This window comes from Pseudomonas sp. HMWF021, assembly GCF_003061005.1.
Taxonomy (GTDB): Bacteria; Pseudomonadota; Gammaproteobacteria; order Pseudomonadales; family Pseudomonadaceae; genus Aquipseudomonas.
In genome coordinates this window covers 38656-60244 of record NZ_QAIK01000164.1, presented here as the reverse complement: position 1 = coordinate 60244, position 21589 = coordinate 38656, and the positions used below count along the sequence as shown (strand labels likewise).

19 protein-coding genes and 1 riboswitch are annotated in these 21589 nt (G+C 62.0%); of the genes, 6 read left to right on the top strand and 13 right to left on the bottom strand.

The features are described 5' to 3' along the window. Nucleotides 1-44 precede the first annotated feature (44 nt). From DBR18_RS23590 to DBR18_RS23550, 9 genes are all read right to left on the bottom strand, one after another. Nucleotides 45-755 carry a membrane integrity-associated transporter subunit PqiC gene (locus tag DBR18_RS23590; protein WP_108592131.1) on the bottom strand — a complete coding sequence of 237 codons (711 nt, stop codon included), beginning with the start codon at nucleotides 753-755 and terminating at the stop codon, nucleotides 45-47. A 177-nt stretch (nucleotides 756-932) separates the two neighbouring features. Beyond that, nucleotides 933-3197 (bottom strand): DNA topoisomerase IV subunit A, encoded by a 2265-nt coding sequence (gene parC / locus DBR18_RS23585; RefSeq protein ID WP_108592130.1) that lies wholly within the window; start codon nucleotides 3195-3197, stop codon nucleotides 933-935. 7 nt (nucleotides 3198-3204) lie between these two features. After that, nucleotides 3205-3729, bottom strand: coding sequence for a TIGR02281 family clan AA aspartic protease (locus DBR18_RS23580; protein WP_108592129.1), 525 nt, complete (start codon nucleotides 3727-3729; stop codon nucleotides 3205-3207). Next, nucleotides 3726-4715 (bottom strand): esterase-like activity of phytase family protein, encoded by a 990-nt coding sequence (locus DBR18_RS23575; RefSeq protein ID WP_108592128.1) that lies wholly within the window; start codon nucleotides 4713-4715, stop codon nucleotides 3726-3728. Before DBR18_RS23575 ends, DBR18_RS23580 begins: the two co-directional genes overlap by 4 nt. Continuing rightward, the gene (parE, locus tag DBR18_RS23570; RefSeq protein WP_108592127.1) at nucleotides 4715-6622 is read right to left on the bottom strand and encodes a DNA topoisomerase IV subunit B; all 1908 of its coding nucleotides are present in this window, start codon (nucleotides 6620-6622) and stop codon (nucleotides 4715-4717) included. The genes DBR18_RS23575 and parE overlap by 1 nt, the downstream gene beginning before the upstream one ends. A 42-nt stretch (nucleotides 6623-6664) precedes the next feature. Continuing rightward, nucleotides 6665-7273, bottom strand: a complete 609-nt coding sequence (locus DBR18_RS23565) for a YqiA/YcfP family alpha/beta fold hydrolase (protein ID WP_108592126.1) — start codon at nucleotides 7271-7273, stop codon at nucleotides 6665-6667. Nucleotides 7274-7479: 206 nt separating this feature from the next. Continuing rightward, nucleotides 7480-8295, bottom strand: a complete 816-nt coding sequence (gene cpdA, locus DBR18_RS23560; protein ID WP_108592125.1) for a 3',5'-cyclic-AMP phosphodiesterase — start codon at nucleotides 8293-8295, stop codon at nucleotides 7480-7482. A 99-nt stretch (nucleotides 8296-8394) separates the two neighbouring features. Next, nucleotides 8395-8847 (bottom strand): DUF1249 domain-containing protein, encoded by a 453-nt coding sequence (locus DBR18_RS23555; RefSeq protein ID WP_108592124.1) that lies wholly within the window; start codon nucleotides 8845-8847, stop codon nucleotides 8395-8397. Then, nucleotides 8838-9455: an NUDIX domain-containing protein gene (locus DBR18_RS23550; RefSeq protein ID WP_108592123.1), complete on the bottom strand. Its 618-nt coding sequence runs from the start codon at nucleotides 9453-9455 to the stop codon at nucleotides 8838-8840. Before DBR18_RS23550 ends, DBR18_RS23555 begins: the two co-directional genes overlap by 10 nt. 229 nt (nucleotides 9456-9684) lie before the next feature. Between DBR18_RS23550 and DBR18_RS23545 the strand changes: the two genes are divergently transcribed. After that, nucleotides 9685-10431, top strand: coding sequence for an RsiV family protein (locus tag DBR18_RS23545; protein WP_108592122.1), 747 nt, complete (start codon nucleotides 9685-9687; stop codon nucleotides 10429-10431). On the opposite strand, the gene cytX is transcribed toward DBR18_RS23545, so the two are convergent. Beyond that, nucleotides 10400-11692: a putative hydroxymethylpyrimidine transporter CytX gene (cytX, locus tag DBR18_RS23540; protein ID WP_108592121.1), complete on the bottom strand. Its 1293-nt coding sequence runs from the start codon at nucleotides 11690-11692 to the stop codon at nucleotides 10400-10402. The genes DBR18_RS23545 and cytX overlap by 32 nt on opposite strands. Before the next feature lie 187 nt (nucleotides 11693-11879). Then, nucleotides 11880-13769: a phosphomethylpyrimidine synthase ThiC gene (thiC, locus tag DBR18_RS23535; RefSeq protein WP_108592120.1), complete on the bottom strand. Its 1890-nt coding sequence runs from the start codon at nucleotides 13767-13769 to the stop codon at nucleotides 11880-11882. Between the two features lie 146 nt (nucleotides 13770-13915). Further along, nucleotides 13916-14021: riboswitch (TPP riboswitch) on the bottom strand. A 207-nt stretch (nucleotides 14022-14228) separates the two neighbouring features. Between thiC and DBR18_RS23530 the strand changes: the two genes are divergently transcribed. Further along, nucleotides 14229-15662, top strand: coding sequence for a TolC family outer membrane protein (locus DBR18_RS23530; protein WP_108592119.1), 1434 nt, complete (start codon nucleotides 14229-14231; stop codon nucleotides 15660-15662). A 107-nt stretch (nucleotides 15663-15769) separates the two neighbouring features. On the opposite strand, the gene waaA is transcribed toward DBR18_RS23530, so the two are convergent. Both waaA and DBR18_RS23520 read right to left on the bottom strand, forming a co-directional pair. Further along, nucleotides 15770-17044, bottom strand: coding sequence for a lipid IV(A) 3-deoxy-D-manno-octulosonic acid transferase (gene waaA / locus DBR18_RS23525; protein WP_108592118.1), 1275 nt, complete (start codon nucleotides 17042-17044; stop codon nucleotides 15770-15772). 11 nt (nucleotides 17045-17055) lie between these two features. Then, nucleotides 17056-17958, bottom strand: a complete 903-nt coding sequence (locus DBR18_RS23520) for a LysR family transcriptional regulator (RefSeq protein ID WP_108592117.1) — start codon at nucleotides 17956-17958, stop codon at nucleotides 17056-17058. Between the two features lie 102 nt (nucleotides 17959-18060). Here DBR18_RS23520 and DBR18_RS23515 point away from each other — a divergent pair, with 102 nt between their 5' ends. The 4 genes from DBR18_RS23515 (at nucleotide 18061) to DBR18_RS23500 (ending at nucleotide 21582) form a co-directional block, all read left to right on the top strand. Then, nucleotides 18061-18393, top strand: coding sequence for a multidrug efflux SMR transporter (locus DBR18_RS23515; RefSeq protein ID WP_003221050.1), 333 nt, complete (start codon nucleotides 18061-18063; stop codon nucleotides 18391-18393). A gap of 204 nt (nucleotides 18394-18597) precedes the next feature. Continuing rightward, nucleotides 18598-19773 (top strand): FAD-binding oxidoreductase, encoded by a 1176-nt coding sequence (locus DBR18_RS23510; RefSeq protein WP_108592116.1) that lies wholly within the window; start codon nucleotides 18598-18600, stop codon nucleotides 19771-19773. After that, a complete protein-coding gene (locus tag DBR18_RS23505) occupies nucleotides 19770-20582 on the top strand; it encodes an aldo/keto reductase (protein WP_108592115.1) in 813 nt (270 codons plus the stop codon). The genes DBR18_RS23510 and DBR18_RS23505 overlap by 4 nt, the downstream gene beginning before the upstream one ends. Before the next feature lie 31 nt (nucleotides 20583-20613). Further along, nucleotides 20614-21582, top strand: a complete 969-nt coding sequence (locus DBR18_RS23500; protein WP_108592114.1) for a metal ABC transporter ATPase — start codon at nucleotides 20614-20616, stop codon at nucleotides 21580-21582. The last annotated feature ends 7 nt before the right edge of the window (nucleotides 21583-21589 follow it).

Here is a 21589-nt window from a genome sequence, read left to right as displayed (position 1 = left end):
ACAAAGCCCGCACAAGGCGGGCTTTGTTTTGACTCAAACCAGACTCAGAAGCGGAACACTTCCATATCGGTGCGAATCGGTGAGGCCATCGGAATCTTCGGCTGCTTCTCGGCTTCCGCCGCCGGCGCTGCCGGTTTGGGCGCTGCCTTGCGCGGCGCTTCAGCCACCGGGGGCTGGTTGGCCAACGGTTTGAGCGCCACCGACAATTGCTCGGCCAGACGCTGCAGCAGAATCCCCTGCGCCTGCACCTGCGAAGCCGTGGTGCCGGCATGCAGCTCCTGCAGATGCACGATGCGGTTATCACGCACCTGACCACGCCGGTCGATCAGACGCCATTGCGCATCGAGGATCGCCGGTTGTTTCTCACCGGAGTCCAGACGCGTGATGGTCAGCAACACCTGCACATCCGGGGCAAACCCCAAAGTGGCGGGTGCCAATACCACACGCTGGCTGTCCAGATGACCGGCCACCTGACGCATCAGCAACTGATCGATATCCGACGAAAGGCTGCCCGCCCAGCGACCATCGGTCGAGGCTTGCAGGCTGCCGTCCGGTTGACGTTGCAGCAAAGTTTCACGTTGCAGGTAGTCAGCAATGACTACCGGACCCAACAAAACCGCCATGCCTGTGCTTTGCGCAGGCTGAGCCGGACTTCCGCTGTCCAGCTGATACAGCGACACCGGCTGGTGAACGCTGCAGCCCGCCAGGCCCAAAACGCCAGCGAGCAGAAAAATAAGGGGGCGCAGAGCAGTCATCATCCCGTCCAGGTGGCCGCCACAAGGCTGACCACAGTGAAAATACTCAATAAATATGAAGAACGCTCGGCCACGCCGGCGCTTGGAAAGGCCATATCATCCGTGAATATGCGTTCCGACTCCAGCGCCAAAGCGTCGATCTACGCGTTAAATCGTAGATCGAACGCTCTAGGGCGCCTAATTGAGGTTTTCGACGAGCAGCGCATCCACCCGCTGGAAGCCCCTCGGGAGTTTATTCCCGCGACGTCCACGCTCACCCTTGTAGTGTTCGAGGTCGTCGGCCTTCAGCGACAGAGTCCGTTTTCCGGCCTGTAGCACCAAGGTGGCGCCTTCCGGAAGCACGGCGATGTCCGTGACATATTCTTCGCGACTGGCCACACGCTCACCGGAAATCCCGATGATCTTGTTGCCCTTGCCCTTCCCTAATTGTGGCAGATCGCTGATTTTGAAGATCAGCAGGCGACCTTCGGTCGTGACCGAGGCCAGCCAGTTCTGCTCACGGTCGGCCACCGGGCGCGGCGCGATGACTTTAGCGTTGTTCGGCAGGCTCAGCAGAGCCTTGCCCGCCTTGTTCTTGGCTTGCAGATCTTCACCTTTCACCACAAAGCCGTAACCGGCGTCGGAGGCGATCACGTACAGCGCATCGTCTTCGGGCATCAGCACGCATTCGAAGGTCGCGCCCGGTGGCGGGGTCAGACGTCCGGTCAACGGTTCGCCCTGGCCGCGGGCCGACGGCAACGTATGCGCGGCGACCGAATAGCTGCGGCCAGTGGAGTCAATCACCACGGCAGACTGGTTGGAACGCCCCGCCGCCGAGGTCTTGAAGCCGTCGCCAGCCTTGTACGACAGGCCGGTGGCGTCTATATCGTGACCCTTGGCGGAACGGATCCAGCCTTTTTCCGACAGGACAACGGTGACTTTTTCGTTCGGCAGCAGATCGTGCTCGGTCAACGCTTTCGCTTCAGCGCGCTCAACGATCGGCGAACGACGGTCATCACCATAGGTTTCGGCATCTTTCAGCAGCTCGGTGCGCACCAGCTTCTTCAGCTTGGCTTCGCTGCCCAGCAAGGCTTGCAGCTTGGCTTGCTCCTTGAGCAGTTCATCCTGCTCGTCGCGCAGCTTCATCTCTTCCAGGCGCGCCAACTGCCGCAGACGGGTGTCGAGGATGTAGTCGGCCTGAATCTCGCTGAGGGCGAAACGCTCGATCAGCTTGGCTTTCGGGTGTTCCTCGGTACGGATGATGTGGATCACTTCGTCCAGGTTGAGGTAGGCAATCAGCAAACCGTCCAACAGGTGCAGGCGACGCTCGACCTTGTCGAGGCGGAATTGCAGGCGGCGGCGCACGGTCAGTACGCGGAATTCCAGCCATTCGACCAGCAACGCACGCAGGTTTTTCAGCTGCGGCTTGCCGTCCAGACCGATGATGTTGACGTTGACCCGGTAGGTCGACTCCAGCTCGGTGCTGGCGAACAGATGCTGCATCAGCGCTTCGTGATCGACGCGGCTGTTGACCGGAATGATCACGATGCGGCACGGGTTTTCGTGGTCGGATTCATCACGCAGGTCAGCGATTTGCGGCGCTTTCGAGGGCTTGGCCTGCATCAGTGCGGCGATCTGCTCCAGCACCTTGGCCCCGGAGACCTGGTGCGGCAGCGCGGTGACGATGATGTCGCCGTCCTCGACGTGGTACACGGCGCGCATGCGCACCGAGCCCTTGCCGGTTTCGTACATTTTCAGCAGGTCGGCGCGCGGGGTGATGATTTCCGCTTCGGTCGGGTAATCCGGGCCTTGAATGTGCTCGCAGAGCTGTTCGACCGTGGCTTTGGGCTCATCGAGCAGACGCACGCAGGCCGTGGCGACTTCGCGCAGGTTGTGCGGCGGCACGTCGGTGGCCATGCCGACAGCGATGCCGGTGGTGCCGTTGAGCAGGATATTCGGCAGGCGCGCCGGCAGAACCAAAGGCTCCTGCAGGGTGCCGTCGAAGTTCGGTCCCCAGTCGGCGGTGCCTTGGCCCAACTCGCTGAGCAGCACTTCGGAATAACGCGACAGGCGTGCTTCGGTGTAACGCATGGCAGCGAAGGACTTGGGATCGTCCGGCGCACCCCAGTTGCCCTGGCCGTCGACCAGCGTGTAGCGATAGCTGAACGGCTGGGCCATCAGCACCATCGCTTCGTAGCACGCCGAATCGCCGTGCGGGTGGAACTTGCCGAGCACGTCACCGACGGTACGCGCCGATTTCTTGTGCTTGGAATCGGCGTCCAGCCCCAGCTCGCTCATGGCGTAGACGATACGCCGCTGTACCGGTTTCAGACCGTCGCCGATATGCGGCAGGGCGCGGTCCATGATCACGTACATGGAGTAGTTGAGGTAGGCATTTTCGGTGAAGTCAGCCAGCGAGCGGCGTTCTACACCGTCCAGGCTGAGATCAAGGGAGTCGCTCATGCGGGCCTCATCGGTTCGTTGTCTGGCGCAGCAGCATGGTGCCACCGCGCTGGGTAAATTCAAGTTTGTTCAGGGCGCTCATGCCGAGCAGCACCTGATCGCCATGCAGCCCCGGCGCCACCAGTGCACGGACATCCCGCAGCACGATGTCGCCCAGTTGCAGGCGGTCGATCTTTGTCCGGTAACCCTGGCTCAGGCCGTTGGCCGTGCTCAGGGTCACACCGAAGCCTTCTTCCAGTTTCAACCGTTTGGCCAGATCCGCCGGGATCGCCACATCGGTGGCGCCGGTGTCGAGCATGAACTCCACCGGCTCCCCGTTGATCTGACCGCTGGCGACAAAATGCCCTTGGGCATTGCCCGCCAGTTTTACTTCGATCACGCCGTCATGCTGCTCGGAGCTGACCACGACATTCGGATTCTGCTGACGCTCTTCCCACTGGCCGAAAAACCGCGTGGCCAGAAACAGCCCGGCGCACCAGGCCAAAATCATCAATACCCGGCCGGCGCGTTTGCCCGGCGGTTGCTGGCTCACGGCTTGGCGCTCCAGCCGCCTTCAGGCGCGGCGAAGCGCCAGACGACCGGGCGAACCTCTCCGTCTGCCCGCGGGCCGAAATTATTGTCGACGCCGACCCACGCACCCTCAGCGTCAACGATCAGCGCCTCTTCCAGCCCGAAGTTCTGCGAGTAACGGCGGTTGGCCTGCAACAGTTCAGCGGCGTAGGACCAGCAACGCTCGACCTTGGCGGTCTGCGCATCGCGCCGACAAATCTGGAAGGCGTTGCGTTCAAGGGTAAACAATTTGCCGTTGAACAACGAAAGGTCGGAAAAATCGCGGTCGACCGCTTTGGCATGCGGGAACTGCGGCGGCTGCATCTCCTTGCCGCCCTCGCTGAGCAGCACGCAACGACCGTCGCAATCCCACACCGTCTGCTGACGCTTGATCAGCAGCAAGCCACGGCTTTGCCGTTCGGCGGCCAGCCACATCTGATCACCCGCCGGGTTGATCGCCAGACCTTCGAAGATCGCATTGAAATGCAGGAGCATGCCACTGGCCCGCGCTTCGCGAACCATCATCGGCGAGATCTTCAGCCAGTTGACCGGGCCGCTGACGGGCACCTGCAAGACCGCCGCGTGGCCCTCGCTGACAATGTAGCGATTGCCGGCGCTGTCGCAGCTGATGCCTTCGAAATCCAGGTCGCCACCGCGCACGAACGACGCGGCCCAATTGCGCGAGCGCAATCCCCACGGCAAACCGGTCTCCGGCACCAGAGGCACATCAATGTGCAAGGCTTCGGCCTGCCAGACCTGATCGGCGGTATTGAGCCGATAGATCTGGTCGTCATCGCGGTCCGACACCGTCCACAACTCGCTGCCACACATGGCCAGGCCCGACAGGTTACCGCCGCGCATGCCGTCGACCGGGTGTTCGGAGAGCACACGCAGTTCCTGCAGCGGTTCAGCCGATACGCTCATCGCACTCAGCAGTAACGCACCCGCCAAGGCCCAGCCAAGCCGCATCAGGCCGTCACCTCAGCCAGATTGCCCTTGGATTCGAGCCAGGTTTTGCGGTCACCGGCGCGTTTCTTCGCCAGCAGCATGTCCATCATTTCCGAAGTCTCGGCGTAATCTTCACCCAGCGTCAGTTGCACCAGACGTCGGGTGTTCGGGTCCATGGTGGTTTCACGCAGCTGCGGCGGGTTCATTTCACCCAGACCTTTGAATCGGGTGACCTGTGGCTTGCCGCGCTTCTTCTCGGCCACCAGACGGTCGAGAATCCCGTCGCGCTCGGCCTCATCAAGGGCGTAGTAGATCTCTTTGCCCAGGTCGATACGGAACAGCGGCGGCATCGCCACGTAGACGTGACCGGCATCCACCAGCGGGCGGAAATGCTGGACGAACAACGCGCAAAGCAAGGTCGCGATGTGCAGACCGTCGGAGTCGGCGTCGGCGAGGATGCAGATTTTGCCGTAACGCAGCTGGCTCATGTCTGCGGCGCCCGGATCAACCCCGATGGCCACGGCGATGTTGTGCACTTCCTGGCTGGCGAGCACTTCGCTGCCGTCGACTTCCCAGGTGTTGAGGATCTTGCCGCGCAACGGCAGGATCGCCTGGAATTCCTTGTCCCGCGCTTGCTTGGCGGAACCACCGGCGGAATCACCTTCGACCAGGAACAGCTCGGAACGCATCGGGTCCTGCCCGGCACAGTCCGCCAGTTTGCCCGGCAGCGCAGGGCCCTGGGTGACGCGCTTGCGCTCGACCTTTTTGCTTGCCTTGAGGCGGCGACCGGCGTTGTTGATCGCCAGTTCGGCCAGCGCCAGACCGGTTTCCGGGTTGGCGTTGAGCCACAGGCTGAACGCATCCTTGACCACACCGGAGACGAACGCCGCCGCCTCACGGGACGACAGACGCTCTTTGGTCTGGCCGGAGAATTGCGGTTCCTGCATCTTCATCGACAGCACGAAAGCGATGCGCTCCCAGACGTCTTCCGGCGCCAGCTTCACGCCGCGCGGCAGCAGGCTGCGGAATTCGCAGAACTCGCGCATCGCGTCGAGCAGGCCCTGACGCAGACCGTTGACGTGGGTCCCGCCCTGCGCCGTCGGGATCAGGTTGACGTAGCTTTCCTGCACCGCGTCGCCACCTTCCGGCAGCCACAGCAGCGCCCAGTCCACCGCTTCCTTATTACCGGCCAGGCTGCCGCAGAACGGCTCGTCCGGCAGGCGTTCGAATTCGCTGACCGCGTCCACCAGATACGAGCGCAGGCCATCTTCGTAATGCCACTCGACTTTCTCGCCGGTGCCCTTGTCTTCGAAGCTGACCAGCAACCCCGGGCACAACACAGCCTTGGCCTTGAGCACGTGCTTGAGGCGACTGATGGAGAATTTCGGTGAATCGAAGTATTTCGGGTCCGGCGCGAAGTACACGCTGGTGCCGGTGTTGCGCTTGCCGACAGTGCCGACGATTTCCAGTTCGGTGGCCTTGAAGCCATCCTTGAAAGTCATCTGGTATTCGTTGCCGTCACGCTTCACGCGTACCCGGACTTCGGTCGACAAGGCGTTGACCACGGAAATACCCACCCCGTGCAGACCGCCGGAGAACTGGTAGTTCTTGTTGGAAAACTTGCCGCCCGCGTGCAGCTTGGTGAGGATCAGCTCGACACCCGACACACCCTCTTCCGGGTGGATGTCGACCGGCATGCCGCGACCGTCGTCGCTGACTTCCAGCGAGTGATCGGCGTGCAGAATGACCTGCACCGATTTGGCGTGGCCGGCCAGGGCTTCGTCGACGCTGTTGTCGATGACTTCCTGGGCGAGGTGGTTCGGCCGACTGGTGTCGGTGTACATGCCGGGGCGTTTGCGCACCGGGTCGAGGCCCGAGAGGACTTCGATGGCGTCGGCGTTATAAGAGCTAGCGCTGGGAGTGGCCATAGGGTCTCGTCGTCAGTGATTCAATGAAAAAGGGGCAAGACTTCACAGTGCGGTGAAATCGATTGCCTGATACAAATCGGCGCCAATGCCGGCAAAACTCAGCAACGCCGGCAATTGCCCGGCAAAACCCTGAAAACTGTGGTCGCCGCCGGCCTGAATGCGCAAGGCACAGGCCCGGTAATACTGCTGGGCGAGGCGATAATCCAGTGTTTCATCACCGGTCTGCAACCACACCTGATAGCGCTGCGCGTCCACGGGTGCCGGCACTTCCAGCTCGGCCAGGGCCGTCACATGGTCGTGGGTCAGTTCCCAAGTTTCATCGGTATACAGGTTTTTCTGCATGCCCAGATAGCCGTCGAACATCCGGTGCGGGCTGACCGCCGGGTTGACCAGCAGGGCTTTCAAGCCGTGGCGCTCAGCCAGGTGAGTCGCATAGTAGCCGCCGAGGGAGCTTCCCACCAGTAACGGCCGGCCGAGTTCGGCAATCGCTTGCTGCAACTGACCGATGGCTTCACGCGGGTGGTGGTGCAGCGCCGGGACACGCAATTGCTCGCTCAAACCCAGCCGCTCCATCACCGCGACCAGCTGACAGGCCTTTTTCGAGGCCGGAGCGCTGTTGAAACCGTGGATATAGAGGATCGAACCGGACATTTGAGCTCCCTGGGTGTCGGCGAAAGATAGCGGAGTTTACAGGGAGTCGCGGTGGGATGGGCCATACAAATGATGTGCATGCCCGCGATGCAATGCTGCCCTCCCGGCCCCCGCTACCTCCTGTAGGAGCTGCCGAAGGCTGCGATCTTTTGATCCTGTTTTTAAAATCAAAAGATCGCAGCCTTCGGCAGCTCCTACAGGGAGTGTCAGTAACCGTTTGAGCCGTAATCGACGGTGAACTCGAAGCCGGTCACGCGCTCCACGACGGTTTCCAGCCGCCCGTCCGGCCACAGCCGCAACCAGCGATACCCCGGCGCCTGTTCGCCAACCTTGAAGTCATGACTGCCCGGTTCGAACTGAATGCAGGTCGAAGGCGAGGCCAGCAGTCGCACGCCGTTGCGTTCGCGGTCGATTTCCTGATGCACATGGCCCCACAGCACCGCGCGGGCCTGCGGGAAACGGTCCAGCACCTCGAAGAACGCTTCAGGGTTACGCAAACCGATCGGCTCCATCCACGGGCAACCGATCGACACCGGATGATGGTGGAAGCACACCAGATGATGACGCTCCGGGGCTTCGCTCAGCGAACGCGCCAGCAGTTGCAACTGATCGTCCTGCAGATAACCGGGCACAGAACCCGGCACCGCCGAATCGAGCAAGGTCACGCGCCAGTTGCCGACATCGACCACCGACTCCAGCAATGCACTTTGCACCGCAGCCTCAGCCATGATCAGCGGCTCATCGTGGTTGCCCGGAATCCAGCGCGCCGGCGCATTGATCTGCGCGCTCATCTGGCGAAATTGTTGGTACGACTCCAGCGTGCCGTCCTGGGATATATCACCGGTGGCGAGGATCAGATCGATCTGCGGCTGCTGCCCCAGCACCAGTTCAATGACCTTTTGCAGGCTCTCGCGGGTGTTCATGCCCAGCAGCGTGCCGTCCGCCTCGGCGAACAGATGACTGTCGGATAACTGCACCAGCAACGCCGGATCGGCGGTGGTCAATGCGGATACGCTCGGCAAGGCGTTCTCCCAGGGCAAAAGCACGGAATCGGTTGAGTGCCGCAATTATGCTGGGGGAAGACGCAAAGGGGAAACCGGCGAACCGGACGCAGTTCACAACTAGCGTACGACTTCGTACTCGTGCCCCAGGGCCAGACAATGGCTCAGCCATTCCCCCAGGAACAGATTGAGCTGGGCCTTTTCATCCGGCTGATGCATCGCGGCGTTCGGGTAAGAATAGATGCCGCGAAAGCGTCGTGCATGTTCGGCGCTGATGACCTCGGCCATGCGTGCGTCGTGATACACCTGCACTTCCAGCTGCGGCACCGGCAGCCACGGCAGGCTGTGTTCCTGACGCACCTGCAAAGTGGTGGTGTACGGGCAGGTCTGCAGCACTTCGAGGGCCAGCACGCCGAGCATCTGCTCGCCCTGGGTCACGGCGATGCGCCGCGCCTCGGGGTCGTTGCGCATGTCTGGCACCAGCCGCATCAGGCGCGCGTAGTTAGCCTCGCAGGCGGCCTGCAGCCCCGCAAGGTCAACCCGATAACGATCGCGCAGCTTGTTTACGACCATAACCCCCTCACTTCGGCGCGGTTGAGCGCCAGCCATTGCAAGGCGATGATGCTCGCCGCGTTGGCAATGCGTCCGTCACGGACGGCCTGCAAGGCATCTTCGAAGGCCCAGACCGTGACGCGGATATCTTCTGCTTCTTCCTCCAGCCCATGCAGGCCGCCTACGCCTTCGGTGCTGCAACGCCCCAGAAACAGATGCACGAATTCGTTGCTGCCACCCGGCGACGGGAAATATCGAGTCATCGGCCACAGGGCCTTGATGTCCAGCCCAGCTTCCTCCTGCGCCTCGCGGTGAGCAACTTCTTCCGGCACTTCGGCCTTGTCGATCAGACCGGCGACCAGTTCGACCAGCCACGGGTTATCGGTCTTGCCCATGGCACCGACGCGAAACTGCTCGATCAGCACCACTTCGTCGCGCTGCGGATCGTAAGGCAGCAGGCACACCGCATCGTGACGCACGAAGACTTCGCGGTTGATTTCACGGCTCATGCCGCCGGCGAACAGTTCATGGCGCAGGTGCAAACGGTCGAGCTTGTAGAAGCCCTCGTAGCAGCGCTCGCGCTTTACGACATCGACGGTGGCCGGCGTGGCGGTGGCAAAATCTGTCATGAGCATCCTCTCTTGCTGCAAATCCAATACGAGGTTGCTTGTTGTGACTGGCGACCTCGACTTCGCGCCATCCTAACGCGCCCGCGATGATTGATGCAGCCCCTTTACCGTCAGCGGGATGGACGGTGGCGGCGAAACCCACTCTAATTAGCTTAGTGGCGAACTGACTGCTTCGGCGAGAGTCGAAGCGGATAACTTTTTGCCTTCCCCTGTTTCAGAAAGGACGCCCATGTCGCTTTTCAAAATTGCCTCCGTGGCCGCCATCGCCCTGACCCTGGGCGCCTGCGCCAACCTGTTCCAGCCCAACTACCGCACGCCGCTGGACACCACCCGCGACGCCTCGGAAACCCTGAAACCCGGTTGCTCCAACCCGGACTGCCCGCTGGTGAACATCGACACCCTGCACTTTGCGGCTGAACCTGCGCTGGACGGCATCATCGAAAAACGTCTGCTGCAAATGACCCGCACCGAGGCCAACGCCCCGGTTGCGCCGACGCTGGCCGCCTATCGTGATCAATTCCTGCGCAACGCCGGCCCGCGCAACAGCAGCTATCTGCAGGCCAAGGTACGCGAGCAGCATGACGGCTTGGTGATCATCGAACTGTCGAGCTATCTCGACACCGGCGGCGCCCATGGCACGCCGGGTCGCGGCTTCATCAACTACTCGCGCCAGCAGCACAAGGTGTTGAACCTGTCGGACATGTTGCTGCCGGGTCAGGAAGACGCATTCTGGAAAGCCGCGCAGGTCGCGCACAACAGCTGGCTGATCAGCACCAAGCTCGATCAGGAAGCGGATTTCGTGAAGAGCTGGCCGTTCGTGAAAACTCCGAACGTGGCGCTGACCTACGGTGGCGTGATCCTCAAGTACGACGTGAGCACCATCGCGCCTTACGCGCTGGGTCACGTCGAACTGAAGATTCCTTACCCGCGTCTGAACGGCATTCTCAAGCCTGAGCTGTTTCCCGGCCGTAACTGAAGGCCCGGCCAAGCACCAGCTGCAACAGCCCTGCCAGCACCAGTGCCGGCAGGGTCGCGCCGATGTCCGGATACAGATTTGCCAGCAAGTGGTAGGTGCTGATACCGCCCAGCCACGCCAACAGCGCCGGCCAGCGCAACGCGGCCGAAGCGACCTGGCCCCGGCGCTTGCGCAGGATGAAGTGATCCACCAGCACCACGCCGAACAGCGGCGCGAACACCGAGCCGATCAGCAACAGGAAGTTCTGGTACTGCGCCAGTGGCGCCAGCAGGGCGATCAGGGTGCAGAGCACGCCGATGGCCAAGGCCAGATGCTCGACTTTCAGGCGCAACAGAATCCCGCTCGATACCGCTGCCGAATGAATGTCGGCGAAGGCGTTTTCCGATTCGTCCAAAAGAATCAGCAACAGCGGAATCCCCAGGCCGGCACCGGCCAAAGCCAACAGCAGCGCATTGACTTCACCACTCGGCGCGAACGCCAGGGTGTAGGCCACGCCTAGGCTCATCAACCAGAAATTGCCGATGAAGAACCCGATGGCGGTGCCGCCGAATACATTCTTCGCACGCTTGCCGAAACGCGAGTAATCGGCAATCAACGGCAGCCACGACAGCGGCATGGCGATGGCAATGTCAAAGCCCACGGCGAACGGCATCGAGCCATCACCGCTGCGCGCCCAGAGTGCCGCCAGATCAGCCTTGGCGAACAGATTCCAGGTCAGCCAGATGCACGCGGCCAGAATCAGCCAGATGCCCCATTTGCGCAGGATCTTGCGCACGAACGTCAGCGGCCCGCTGACCGCGAGCAGAGTCGCCAGCGCACCAAAGCACAAGGTCCACAACATCGGGTTGGCCCACAGCGAACCTTCGCTGAACGCGCGGGTGCCGAGCAGGCTGGCGGCATCGCGCATGACGATGATTTCGAACGAGCCCCAACCGATCAGTTGCAGCAGGTTGAGCAGCGCCGGCAGGCTTGCGCCTTTGCTGCCGAGGCTGAGCTTGAGGGCAGCCATCGATGACAGACCGGTGTCGCTGCCGATCACGCCAACGGCGGCCAGCAGCAGCACGCCAACCAGGGTGCCGAGGAAAATCGCCAGCAACGAACCGGACAGCCCCAGACCGGGGGCGAGCAATGCGCCGGTCTGCAAGACCATCAGGCCGATGCCGAGGGAGAACCACAGGGAAAACAGATCGCGACCGCCGAATACCCGCTTGTCGGCGGGTACGGCGAGGTCGGGGGAATAAGTGCCGGGTTGAATGCTCAAGGGTGTTATCTCGGAGGAGTATTTTTGTCATTGAGATCCTTGGTGCCTGTTCTGACGTCTTCGCGAGCAAGCCCGCTCCCACACTGGATCGCCTGTGAACACAAGTTTCGTGAACAGCTGGATTCAAATGTGGGAGCGGGCTTGCTCGCGAAGGGGCCAGCACAGACACCGCAGACTTCAGGTCAGATCAAACTTTCTTGTACAGCTGACTGCCTTCCTTCTTGAACCGCTCGGCCTGCTCCGCAAGGCCCTGGGCGACGTCCACGTCGACCGCGTCGATCCGCTGGTTGGCCGCGTATTCGCGGACTTCCTGGGTGATCTTCATCGAGCAGAATTTCGGCCCGCACATCGAACAGAAATGCGCGACCTTGGCCGAGTCCTTCGGCAGGGTTTCGTCGTGATACGAACGCGCGGTGTCCGGGTCCAGGCCGAGGTTGAACTGGTCTTCCCAACGGAATTCGAAACGCGCCTTGCTCAAGGCGTTGTCGCGAATCTGCGCGCCCGGGTGGCCCTTGGCAAGGTCGGCGGCATGCGCGGCGATCTTGTAGGTGATGATCCCGGTTTTCACGTCATCCTTGTTCGGCAAGCCGAGGTGTTCCTTCGGCGTCACGTAGCAGAGCATGGCGCAACCGAACCAGCCGATCATCGCCGCACCGATACCCGAGGTGATGTGGTCGTAACCCGGCGCGATGTCGGTGGTCAGCGGGCCGAGGGTGTAGAACGGCGCCTCGTCGCAGCACTCCAGCTGCTTGTCCATGTTCTCCTTGATCAACTGCATCGGCACGTGGCCCGGGCCTTCGATCATGCACTGCACGTCGTGCTTCCAGGCGATTTTGGTCAGCTCACCGAGGGTTTCCAGTTCGCCGAATTGCGCTTCGTCGTTGGCGTCGGCAATCGAGCCCGGACGCAGGCCGTCGCCCAGCGAGAAGCTGACGTCGTAGGCCTTCATGATTTCGCAGATTTCGTCGAAGTGGGTGTAGAGGAAGTTCTCTTTGTGGTGCGCCAGGCACCACTTGGCCATGATCGAACCGCCACGGGAGACGATGCCGGTCACGCGCTTGGCGGTCAGCGGCACGTAGCGCAACAGCACGCCAGCGTGGATGGTGAAGTAGTCGACGCCCTGCTCGGCCTGCTCGATCAGCGTGTCGCGGAACAGCTCCCAGGTCAGGTCTTCGGCGACGCCGTTGACCTTCTCCAGCGCCTGGTAGATCGGCACCGTACCGATCGGCACCGGCGAGTTGCGGATGATCCACTCGCGGGTTTCGTGGATGTGTTTGCCGGTGGACAGGTCCATCACGGTGTCCGAGCCCCAGCGAATGCCCCAGGTCAGTTTCGCCACTTCTTCTTCGATGGACGAACCCAGGGCGCTGTTGCCGATGTTGCCGTTGATCTTCACCAGGAAGTTACGGCCAATGATCATCGGTTCCAGTTCGACGTGGTTGATGTTGGCCGGAATGATCGCGCGGCCACGGGCGATTTCTTCGCGCACGAACTCGGCGGTGATTTCTTTCGGGATGCTCGCGCCGAAGCTGTGGCCGGCGTGTTGCTGGTTCAGCAGGCCGGCAGCGCGGGCCTCTTGCAGCTTCATGTTTTCGCGGATGGCGACGTATTCCATCTCGGCGGTGATGATGCCTTTGCGCGCGTAATGCATCTGGCTGACGTTGGCCCCTGCCTTGGCCCGGCGCGGGTTATTGACGTGGGCGAAACGCAGTTTGGTCAGCTCAGGATCGGCCAGGCGTTCCTGACCGAAATTCGAACTCAGGCCCGGCAGACGCTCGGTGTCGCCACGGTCGTCGATCCACGCCGAACGCACGTCGCCCAGCCCCTTGCGCACGTCGATCACCACGTTCGGATCGGTGTACGGGCCGGAGGTGTCGTAGACGGTGACCGGTGCGTTGATTTCGCCGCCGAAGTCGGTCGGCGTCACATCCAGGGTGATTTCGCGCATCGGCACGCGGATGTCCGGGCGCGAGCCCTGAACGTAGACTTTTTGCGAACGGGTGAACGGCTTGACCGATTGCTCGTCGACCTTGGCCGAGTCACTCAGGTTGATCGCGTTTTTTGCTTTTGTCGTCATCACGGGCTCTCCAGACAGCATCCAGGCAGTGGATTGTCGGAGCAGAACCTGAAAGGCACGGACGCACCAGGACTGGTGCTGTGCATCGTCGTCGAGCGTTCGATTGTCGAACAATTTCCCGGACGAAGCACAAGAGGACTCGCCGGGTGACGAGAAATCTTGTTCCCTACGCAGGCGCTAACCTGATCAGGTTCAACGGGATCCGAAATTATTCGATCTCAGCCTCATAGCAAGGCACCCCGACAAGAACCCGGCCAGTCTAGACACAACCGGCAAAGAACGCCAACACCGCGGCAAACACCATGATGAATGGCGCAATTACCGGGACTTGCAGGATTGTTGCCGCACGTTTGCACAACTACACTCGCTGTGCTTCGCGCGCCTTGACGCTGCGGGGGCTGCGCCGTAGCCTTGGCGCGCACATTATTTTCATAATATTTTTTTGCTAGGGATCGCCTCATGCTGCGCAAACTTTCACTGGCTCTTGCCGTGTCTTGTGCGTCCAACGCAATGGCCTGGGCAGCAGAAGCGCCCTTGTCGACCAAAACCGATCTGGTCAGCGTCTATCAGGAAGCGGTCGACAACAACGCCGATCTGGCCGCCGCCCGCGCCCAGTATGGCGCCCAGAAAGAAGTGGTGCCCCAGGCCCGCGCCGGCCTGCTGCCCAACCTGTCGGGCGGTGCCGAAGTGGCGGACGTGCGCACCTCCATCGATCAGCCTTCGGCCATCGCCAATCGCAGCGCGCATTCCTATCAGGCGACCCTCGCCCAGCCCTTGTTCCGCGCCGACCGCTGGTTCCAGTACCAGGCCGCCAAGGACGTCAACGAACAGGCCGCCCTGCAACTCTCGGCCACCGAACAGAACCTGATCCTGCAATCGGCCGAAAGCTACTTCAACGTTCTGCGCAGTCAGGACAACCTCGCCTCGACCAAGGCCGAAGAAGCCGCGTTCAAGCGTCAGCTCGACCAGTCCAACGAGCGCTTCGATGTCGGCCTGTCGGACAAGACCGACGTGCTGCAATCGCAAGCCAGCTATGACACCGCGCGCGCCAACCGCATCGTCGCCCAGCGTCAGGTCGACGATGCGTTCGAAGCGCTGATCACCCTGACCAACCGTCAGTACAACTCGATTCAGGGCATCGTCCACACGCTGCCGATCCTGCCGCCGATACCGAACGACGCCAAAGCCTGGGTCGACACCGCGGGCAAGCAGAACCTCAATCTGTTGGCGAGCAACTTTGCGGTCAGCTCCGCCGAACAGACCCTCAAGCAGCGCAAGGCCGGCCACCTGCCGACCCTCGATGCCGTGGCCAAATACGAAAAGGGTGACAACGACGCTCTGGGCTTCGCCAACCCGAACGCCTTCGGTACGCCGTACAGTGGCAACGTCGAGCAGAGCACGCTGGGCCTGCAACTCAACATTCCGATCTACAGCGGCGGGCTGACCAGTTCGCAAGTGCGTCAGTCCTATGCGCAACTGGATCAGAGCGAGCAACAGCGCGAATCCCTGCGCCGGCAAGTGGTGGAAAACACCCGCAACCTGCACCGCGCGGTGAACACCGATGTCGAGCAGGTGCAGGCACGCCGTCAGTCGATCATCTCCAACCAGAGCGCGGTGGAAGCCACGGAAATCGGTTATCAGGTGGGTACGCGCAACATCGTCGACGTGCTCGACGCCCAGCGCCAGCTGTACACCTCGGTGCGCAACTACAACAACACCCGCTACGACTACATCCTCGACAACCTGCGCCTGAAGCAGGCGGCGGGGACCTTGAACCCGGGTGACCTGGAAGATCTGCGGCGTTATCTGAAAGCCGACTACAACCCGGACAAGGACTTCCTGCCGCCGGATCTGGCCAAGGCAGCCGAGGCGCAGCTCAAGGCTCGGCCTTAAGTCTTAAAAGCAAAAGATCGCAGCGTGCCGCAGCTCCTACAGGAAAATGCATTCCAATTGTAGGAGCTGCGGCACGCTGCGATCTTTTCGCTTTTGGGTGTGAAAACTTACTTGATCAACCGGCCCAGCCCATCCAGCAACCGCTGCAACGCACCCTGATTACGCCGCATCACTGCCAGCCCGGCCTCGGCCATGCGTTGCGCATCGCGGGGCAATTCGAACAGCCGCTGCACTTCCACCGCCAGCCCTTCGGCGTCATCCACTTCGGCCAGCGCGCCGGCTTCGCGCAACTGCGCTGCGATGTCGAGGAAGTTGAACAGGTGCGGGCCGCTGATCACCGGTTTTGCCAGTGCCGCCGGCTCCAGCAGATTGTGCCCGCCGTTCGGCACAAGGCTGCCACCGACGAAAGCGCTGTCAGCCAGTGCATAGAGAAACAACAACTCGCCCATGGTGTCGCCGAGCAGCACCGAGGTGCCTGCATCGACATTGGCACCGGTGGAACGGCGCACCGTGGCAAAGCCTTCGCGCTGGCACAACTCGAACACCGAGTTGAAACGTTCGGGATGACGCGGCACCAGAATCAGCAACGCATTGGGGTAGTTCGCCAGCAGGCGACGATGGGCGTCGAGCACCACTTCGTCTTCGCCTTCGTGGGTGCTGGCGGCGATCCACACCGGACGCTCCAGCGCCTGCCACTGGCCGCGCAGTTCATGGGCGCGCTGCAGCAGTTGCGGGTCGATGGTCAGGTCGAACTTGATCGAGCCGGTGACCTCGACCGTTTCCGGGCGCGCACCCAGATCGCGGAAACGCCGGGCTTCGGCCTCGGTCTGCACCGCAAAAAAACTCATTTCAGCGAGCATCGGCGCAGTCAGTTTGCTGAAGCGGCCATAACCTCTGGCGGAACGCTCGGACAGTCGGCCGTTTGCCAGCGCAACGGGAATCCCGCGCATGGCGCACTGATGAATGTGATTGGGCCACAGTTCGGTTTCCATGATCACCGCCAGTTTCGGCTGGGCGCGATCCAGAAAACGCGCCGCTGCGCACGGCAAGTCATAGGGCAGATAACAATGCTGGATACGCGGCTCATTGGCGAACAGTGCCTGAATCCGTTCCGAACCGGTCGGAGTCATGCAGGTCACGGTGATCGGCAGCTGTGGATAACGTTGCAGCAAGGCGCGAATCATCGGCGCAGCGGCAATGCTTTCGCCTACCGACACCGCGTGCACCCAGATCCCGCCGGGCTGCAGTGACGGCATCCCGCAGGAAAAGCGCTCGCCAATCCGTTTGGCATATGCCGGGGCCTTGCGCGAGCGCAGCCACAGCCGAATCGCCACCAATGGCAGCCCCAGGTAAAACAGCGCGGTGTAGAGAGTTCTATTCATGGCGGCGGAGTTTATCGACTTTTGTCGCCAATCGCCCGCAAGTGCACGGCAAAACGTTCCGCCAGCCAGCGCGCCGCCGGCCCCAAAGGCTCATCCCGACGCCAGACCAGCTCCACCACCAGCGCCGGCGGAGTCCATTCACTGTCCAGCTCAACCATCAAACCCTGATAAGCCGAGTACTGAACCACATGCCGGGGCAGCCACGCCCAGCCCAGATCCCGCACCAGCCATTCGGCCATCACGTAGAAGCTGTCGGCGCGCCACACCTGCGGGCTGGCCGGTTCGTTGCCGGGATAGACGCTGGTTTGCGTCGACATCAACAGTTGCCGATGTTGCGCCAGTTGCTGGCAGGTGACGTAGGACTGCTTCGCGAGCGGATGATTGATCCCGCAGACGGTGACCATTTCCACCCGGCCCAATACCCGACGCTCCAACGCTTCGGGAATCTCATCGTGATAAAACAGCAAACCCAGATCGGCGCGACGCTCGACCAGTTTGCGGGCGACTTCACCCTGGGCGGCGCTGGTCAGTTGCACTTCGAGACTGGGAAATTGCTCGGCCAGCGCGTCGAAGCTTTCCACCAGTGCCTGATACGGCATCGCTTCGTCCTGCGCCACGCGCAACTGTGCTTCCTGACCGCGCATCATCGCCATCGCCCGACCATTGAGGCGCTCGCATTGGCGCAACACCTCCCGCGCCTCTTCGAGCAGCGCTTCACCGGCTTCGGTGAGCCGGGGCTGGCGACCACTGCTACGCTCGAACAGGCTGACGCCCAGATCATCTTCCAGCATGGCAATGGCGCTGCTGATCGCCGACTGCGCCTTGCGTTGCTGGCGCGCCACGGCGGAGAACGAACGCTGTTCGGCGACGCTGACGAAAGCGCGCAGTTGTTCCAGATTCCACTGGGTGTTCATGCTGCAACCCATCTTCAAAACAGATAGGTAATGACTTTACCGCATCTGACGAACGACTAGAATGCCGCCTCAGCAAGCAACGTTTTACATGAGGATTTACACATGAACGCTTACGCCTTTCTGGCTATCGCCATTTGCGCCGAAGTGATCGCCACGGTTTCGATGAAAGCGGTCAAAGGCCTGAGTACGCCGCTGCCGCTGATTCTGGTCATCGTCGGATACGGTATCGCGTTCTGGATGCTGACCCTGGTGGTGCGCACGGTGCCGGTGGGCGTGGCGTATGCCGTGTGGGCGGGCATGGGCATCGTGATGGTCAGCGTCGCGGCGCTGTTCATTTACGGGCAGAAGCTGGATGTGCCGGCGATGCTCGGCATGGCGCTGATCGTGCTCGGCGTGGTGGTCATCCAGCTGTTCTCCAAGACCGCAGGGCACTGATTGGCAGTAACGCAAATCCCCTGTGGGAGCGGGCTTGCTCGCGAATGCGGTGTATCAACAACATCTCTGTTAACTGACACACCGCATTCGCGAGCAAGCCCGCTCCCACATTTGGTTTTGCATCAGCCCTGTTGATCATCGACAAATCCCGCTCTTTCCCGAGTCTGTATACTGCGCCCTCGTCTTGAACACTGAGGTCGTTGCATGCCATCCGTTATTTCCACCGACGTTCTGATTGTCGGCGCTGGTGTCGCCGGCCTCTGGCTGAACGCGCGTCTGCGCCGTCAGGGTTTTTCGACCGTGCTGGTGGAAAACGCCAGCCTCGGTGGCGGGCAAAGTGTGAAGTCCCAGGGCATCATTCACGGCGGCGCCAAATATGCGTTGCACGGCGCGCTCACCGGCGCCTCGGAAGCCATCGCCGACATGCCGCGCCGCTGGCGTGAGGCGCTGGCCGGCAACGGCGAGCTGGATCTGTCCGGTGTACGTCTGCTGTCCGAAGCGCATTACCTGTGGTCACCCGGCACCCTCGCCGGCAACCTCACCAGTTTCTTCGCCAGCAAGGCCGTACGTGGCCGGGTCGATCAGGTCAAGGGCGATCAACTGCCGCCGGCCCTGCAAGACAAGCGCTTCAAGGGCAAGGTCTATCGCCTCGCCGAACTGGTGGTCGACGTACCGAGCCTGATCCAGCGCCTGGCGGATCAGGCCGGTGATGGCCTGCTTGCCGGGCAAACCATCGAACCGCTGCTGGAAGCGGGCGTGCTGGTCGGCCTGAGAGTCGACGGCCGCGAGATTCGCGCCCAGCGCATCGTTCTCAGTGCCGGTGCCGGCACTGCCCGGTTGCTGGAAGACCTGGGCCTGACTCATCCGCAGATGCAACGTCGACCCCTGCACATGATCATCGCCAAAGGCCCGAGCCTGAAGCCGCTGTACGCCCACTGCCTGGGCGGCGGCACCAAGCCGCGCATCACCATCACCACCCACCCGGCCGCCGACGGCAACTGGGTCTGGTACCTGGGCGGCGACATTGCCGAAAGCGACGGCGTCGCCCGCGAGCCCGCCGGACAGATCGCCACCGCACAGAAAGAACTCGGCCAGTTGCTGCCATGGATCGACCTGAGCCAGGTGCAGTGGGCGACGTTGCGCGTGGATCGCGCCGAGCCGCTGCAAACCGGCCTGACCCGCCCGGACAACGCCTTCCTCGCCGAGGAGGGTCGCCTGCTGGTCGGCTGGCCGACCAAACTGGCACTGGCGCCGGACTTCGCCGACCGGGTCATCGCCTCGCTGGAACGCGACGGCATCCAGCCGCAAGCTGCCGAGCCATTGCCGGCACTGCCAAAACCACCGATGGGCGTACCCGCCTGGGAGCAACTGTTGCCATGAGCGTAGCGACCCTGCACGAACTGCATCGTCCATTGGGCAGCACCGGCCTGATGGTTTCCCCGCTGGGCCTGGGCACGGTCAAGCTTGGCCGTGACCAAGGGGTGAAATACCCCAATGGCTTCCAGATTCCCGACGATGACGCCGCACGCCTGCTGCTCAATCAGGCCAAAGGGCTGGGCATCAACCTGATCGACACCGCCCCGGCCTATGGCCGCAGCGAAGAACGCCTTGGCCCGTTGTTGCGCGGTCAGCGTCAGGACTGGGTAATCGTCAGCAAGGTCGGCGAAGAATTTGCCGACGGCCTGTCGCGCCATGACTTCAGTGCGGCGCACACGCGGATGTCGGTGGAGCGCAGCCTGCAACGTCTTGAAACCGATTTTATCGACCTGGTGCTGGTGCACTCGGACGGCAACGACCTGGCGATCCTCAATGACAGCGAAGTCTATTCAACCCTCGCGGCGCTCAAGGCCGAGGGCAAAATTCGCGGCTTCGGCTTCTCCGGCAAAACCGTCGAGGGCGGCCTCAAGGCGCTGGAGCAAGGTGACTGCGCGATGGTTACCTACAATCTGAACGAACAGAACGAGAAGGCAGTCATTGACTATGCTGCTGCCCACGGCAAAGCCATTCTGGTGAAAAAAGCCCTGGCCAGCGGCCATGTATGCCTGAGTCCGGGTGTGGATCCGGTGCGCGCCAGCTTCGAGTTGCTGTTCCGGCAGCCCGGCGTTGCCAGTGCTATTGTCGGAACGATCAATCCGCTGCACCTCGCCCATAACGTTGCGACCGTTGCCCAGGTCCTTCGTGGTCACTGACGCCGCCTCGCGGCCTTAAGCAGGAGCCGACATGCCGCGCACGCTCATCAGAAAGAACCCGAGCAACTTCAAGACCCTGCCGCTGTTCGTCGAAGCCACGCCCGAAAGCCTGAGCTATCAGAGCGTCGGCATGCCGCTGAACTTCGCCCAGACCTTGCAGCGGCGCAAACCGGTGAGCGTGGCGGATGCCGAGCGTTTCGCACTGGAGCTGGCCAATCTCGGGGTCTCGGTGCGCCTGACCCTGCACTGGCAGAATCGCGATTACTGGGTGCTGGTGCGCCAGCGTCGGCAGGATCGCGGTGACGTAGTGCTCAAGCTGATTTCCGGTTACGTGCCTGCTCAAGAACTGAACATCCCGCTGCACACCGCGATTCAGGAGATTGCCGAAGAGTGTCTGCTGGAAACCCCGGAAGGCTGGCTCGGCGGGCGCTTCAACGACACCTGGCTGCCGGCGCCCTACTCGTCCGCGCTGCATTATCGCGAGGCTCTGCCGTTTCGCCTGACGCCCTTGTCCGGTTCGGCACGGCCGGTGCGTTGCGCCAATCTGCAATTGCTGGAACGGCCACGAGCCTATGTGCACCTGCCCACCGCATCGCTGCAACTGATCTATGACTTGCGCCTGGAAGTGCCAAAGGAAGCCAAATCCCTGAGCCTGTTCCACGTGGACGAGCGCCTGGAAGGTGATCAACTGGTGGCGCGACTGGATCGCAAACGCCCCGATTTGTATTTGATGCCGTTGCAGGACGGCGAACCGCTGGCCGAGCTGTATACCTTGAAGAAAGGCCAGTTGTATCCGGCAGGAACCCGTGGTCTGTATCTAGCCGAAAGTTTCGCCAGACAGGACGGCTGGCTGGTGCGTGACGAGCGGATTCGCTGGAAGGACTGGTTACGCCAACAAGGCCTGACCCCGCCGGACAAACCCACGGGCCTGGCGCGGTTGCGCGGCAAGGCGAAGCAACTGCTGAAGAAGATCGTGCCACGCAAGAAAGTCAGTTCCTGAACAGCAA

Coding starts and splice junctions, on each gene's coding strand:
- DBR18_RS23590 (WP_108592131.1), bottom strand. CDS start 755: ATGACTGCTCTGCGCCCCCTTATTTTTCTGCTCGCTGGCGTTTTGGGC.
- parC (WP_108592130.1), bottom strand. CDS start 3,197: ATGAGCGACTCCCTTGATCTCAGCCTGGACGGTGTAGAACGCCGCTCG.
- DBR18_RS23575 (WP_108592128.1), bottom strand. CDS start 4,715: ATGCGGCTTGGCTGGGCCTTGGCGGGTGCGTTACTGCTGAGTGCGATG.
- parE (WP_108592127.1), bottom strand. CDS start 6,622: ATGGCCACTCCCAGCGCTAGCTCTTATAACGCCGACGCCATCGAAGTC.
- DBR18_RS23565 (WP_108592126.1), bottom strand. CDS start 7,273: ATGTCCGGTTCGATCCTCTATATCCACGGTTTCAACAGCGCTCCGGCC.
- DBR18_RS23555 (WP_108592124.1), bottom strand. CDS start 8,847: ATGGTCGTAAACAAGCTGCGCGATCGTTATCGGGTTGACCTTGCGGGG.
- DBR18_RS23550 (WP_108592123.1), bottom strand. CDS start 9,455: ATGACAGATTTTGCCACCGCCACGCCGGCCACCGTCGATGTCGTAAAG.
- DBR18_RS23545 (WP_108592122.1), top strand. CDS start 9,685: ATGTCGCTTTTCAAAATTGCCTCCGTGGCCGCCATCGCCCTGACCCTG.
- thiC (WP_108592120.1), bottom strand. CDS start 13,769: ATGACGACAAAAGCAAAAAACGCGATCAACCTGAGTGACTCGGCCAAG.
- DBR18_RS23530 (WP_108592119.1), top strand. CDS start 14,229: ATGCTGCGCAAACTTTCACTGGCTCTTGCCGTGTCTTGTGCGTCCAAC.
- waaA (WP_108592118.1), bottom strand. CDS start 17,044: ATGAATAGAACTCTCTACACCGCGCTGTTTTACCTGGGGCTGCCATTG.
- DBR18_RS23520 (WP_108592117.1), bottom strand. CDS start 17,958: ATGAACACCCAGTGGAATCTGGAACAACTGCGCGCTTTCGTCAGCGTC.
- DBR18_RS23515 (WP_003221050.1), top strand. CDS start 18,061: ATGAACGCTTACGCCTTTCTGGCTATCGCCATTTGCGCCGAAGTGATC.
- DBR18_RS23510 (WP_108592116.1), top strand. CDS start 18,598: ATGCCATCCGTTATTTCCACCGACGTTCTGATTGTCGGCGCTGGTGTC.
- DBR18_RS23505 (WP_108592115.1), top strand. CDS start 19,770: ATGAGCGTAGCGACCCTGCACGAACTGCATCGTCCATTGGGCAGCACC.
- DBR18_RS23500 (WP_108592114.1), top strand. CDS start 20,614: ATGCCGCGCACGCTCATCAGAAAGAACCCGAGCAACTTCAAGACCCTG.